Source organism: Microcystis sp. M44BS1 (assembly GCF_020244875.1).
In the GTDB taxonomy this organism is placed as follows: Bacteria; Cyanobacteriota; Cyanobacteriia; order Cyanobacteriales; family Microcystaceae; genus Microcystis; species Microcystis panniformis.
In genome coordinates, this window is the sequence record NZ_JADBVM010000300.1 from 1 (window position 1) to 3418 (window position 3418).

The window sequence follows — 3418 nt, forward strand, 5'->3', positions numbered from 1 at the left end:
AAAATTCTAGGTACTGACCACCCTGAATATGCTAATTGTCTGAATAACTTAGCCCTATTATATGAGTCAATGGGACAGTATGAGCAAGCTTTACCTCTCCATCAACAAGCTCTCAAAATTATTGGTAAAATTCTAGGTACTAACCACCCTGAATATGCTAATTGTCTGAATAACTTAGCCCTATTATATGAGTCAATGGGACAGTATGAGCAAGCTTTACCTCTCTCTCAACAAGCTCTCAAAATTATTGGTAAAAGTTTAGGTACTGACCACCCTAACTATGCTGAGTCTCTATATAATTTAGCCGTATTATATAGGTCAATGGGACAGTATGAGCAAGCTTTACCTCTCCATCAACAAGCTCTCGAAATTCGTGGTAAAAGTTTAGGTACTGACCACCCTGACTATGCTGGTTCTCTGGATAACTTAGCCATATTATATCAGTTAATGGGACAGTATGAGCAAGCTTTACCTCTCCATCAACAAGCTCTCGAAATTATTGGTAAAATTCTAGGTACTGACCACCCTAACTATGCTGAGTCTCTATATAATTTAGCCGTATTATATAGGTCAATGGGACAGTATGAGCAAGCTTTACCTCTCTCTCAACAAGCTCTCGAAATTGCTGGTAAAAGTCTAGGTACTAACCACCCTGGCTATGCCACTTCTCTGAATAATTTAGCCGTATTATATGGGTCAATGGGACAGTATGAGCAAGCTTTACCTCTCTCTCAACAAGCTCTCGAAATTCACGGTAAAATTTTAGGTACTGACCACCCTAAGTATTCTACTTCTCTGAATAATTTAGCCCTATTATATCAGTCAATAGGACAGTATGAGCAAGCTTTACCTCTCCATCAACAAGCTCTCGAAATTACTGGTAAAATTCTAGGTACTGACCACCGTGAATATGCTACTTGTCTGAATAACTTAGCCCTATTATATGATGCAATGGGACAGTATGAGCAAGCTTTACCTCTCCATCAACAAGCTCTCGAAATTACTGGTAAAATTCTAGGTACTGACCACCCCACCTATGCTAATTCTCTGAATAACTTAGGCGGATTATATCGGTCAATGGGACAGTATGAGCAAGCTTTACCTCTCTCTCAACAAGCTCTCGAAATTCGTGGTAAAAGTTTAGGAACTGACCACCCTGACTATGCTAATTCTCTGAATAGTTTAGCCGTATTATATCGGTTAATGGGACAGTATGAGCAAGCTTTACCTCTCTCTCAACAAGCTCTCGAAATTGTTGGTAAAAGTTTAGGAACTGACCACCCCGACTATGCTGCTTCTCTGAATAATTTAGCCCTTTTATATGCAGCAACCAACCACCCAGAAGAAGCACTAAAATTAATGCAGGAAGCAGCAAAAATTGATTTAAAAACTATTTCTAAAATCTTTAGCATTAGCACCGATAAGGAACGCCTGAACTATGTCAAACAAAACTACCATAAAGTAGAAACATTTCTCTCCCTAGTTTTCCAGCACTTTCCTAATAGCCCCGAAGCGGTACAATCTGCCTATAACCTCATCTTAAGACGAAAAGCGATCGCAACCGAAACCGCCATCCTGCAAAAAATCGCCCTTTTATCCCAACAATACGCCCATCTTGCCCCCAAACTCCAACAATGGCAACAAATTAGGCAACAACTCGCCAAACGCTGTTTTGATATACCCACCCCCGAACAACTTCCCTACTACCAACAAGAAATTAAATCCCTCGAACAACAAGCAGAAAACCTCGAACGAGAATTAAATATCCCCGAACTTAACCTCGAAAAAGAACTGCAAAACGCTGATTTTCGTACCATCGCCTTAGAATTACCCCAAGGAACTACTCTAATTGAATTTTTCAGGTTTAATAACTACAATTTTCAGGCAATTCCCGCCAACGGTGACGCTGCATCCTTTCCCCCTCGCTATCTCGCCTTTATCCTACCTGCCCAAGCCCCAGAACAGCTAACTATGATAGATTTAGGAGAAGCTGAACCCATAGACAAATTAGTGAAAGAGTTTCGGGAATCGGTAGAAAACCCACGAGGATTAAGTGTGGCCGTATTTAAGAAAAAAGAGGATATATCGCCAAAAATTGAACTAAGCAAGCTTATATTTGACAAAATCGAGCCTTATCTCACCCAAGAATTAATTATCTGTCCCGATGGCGAATTAAACTGCTTACCCTTTGAAATTTTACCCACCGATAAAGGCAGCTACTTAATGGATGAATATCGCTGCAACTTCTTAAATGTAGGACGAGATATCCTGCGATTTAAAGCCAAAATTCCCGCCAAAGTCACCTATCCCCTCGTTATCGCTAACCCTGACTATAACTTAGCCAGTCCCGAAAACACGCCATCAACTGCCGAAAATGAGGAAAAATTCCCCTTTAAACCATCCTTACGCGATTTAGCCACCTCTCGACAAGGACAAATATTCAACTCCCTCCCCGGCACCGAAATCGAAGGCGAAAAAATCGCTAAAATACTCAGAGTCAAACCCGTTACCGCCGCCAAAGCTTTAAAACCTCTTGTCTCCAAAGCCCAAAAAGCCCCGTATATTCTCCATATCGCTACTCATGGCTACTTTCTCGGCGATATAACCCCCGAACTGGACACAATTAACCAAAACTTCATGTTATCGAGTCTTTCCGCCTCAGAAAGATTCCAAGTCGGCACCAGACAAAATCCCCTGCTGCGTTCAGGTTTAGCCTTTGCGGGGGTGAATACCATGTTAAACGGCGGTAAACTACCCGAAGAAGCCGAAGATGGCTTATTAACTTCCCTAGACGTGCAATCTATCAATTTAGCGGGGACAGAGTTAGTCGTTACCTCCGCCTGTGAAACCGCCTTAGGAGACCTCTACACAGGAGAAACCCTCATCGGTTTGCGTCGTTCCTTCATCCAAGCAGGAGCAAAAACCGTTATTATCAGCCTTTGGAAAGTGGATGATGTGGCTACCACTATCTTAATGCAGTATTTCTATTATTATCTCCTGAAAGCCAAACTTAGCAAAGCAGAAGCTTTGAGAAAAGCCAAATCTAGCCTCCAGCGTCTCACCATTGCCAAAATGCGTTCCCAATGGCTAACGGAAGATGCCATCAAATCGGCAGAAAAACACAGTATAGGAATTGCTGCCCATTTGCGTGAATTAAGTCAAAAATCTGATTTAGAACGCCCTTATAAAGCTCCTAAGTATTGGGCTGCTTTTATTTGTTTAGGGAATCCAGCCGGTCTTCCGCTTTTACCACAGGCGAGCAAGGGACAAAATCTGAATTGACATCCTCGCCGCCCTAAAAGTGCGGCGATTCCTAAACCTCACGATTTAAGTTTCTGCTTCCACCACCGTCGCATACCACAGTTAAAAAACCATGTACTGTCTTACACAGAGTCCACAGACTTTCGCCCCATTTCAG

The 3418-nt window shown here is 42.1% G+C and carries 1 protein-coding gene; it reads left to right on the forward strand.

Translation table 11 applies throughout. The features are described 5' to 3' along the window. A partial coding sequence (locus IM515_RS22385) for a CHAT domain-containing protein (protein WP_287698194.1) occupies positions 1 to 3282 on the forward strand: 3282 nt, incomplete at its 5' end. Between the last annotated feature and the right edge of the window lie 136 nt (positions 3283 to 3418).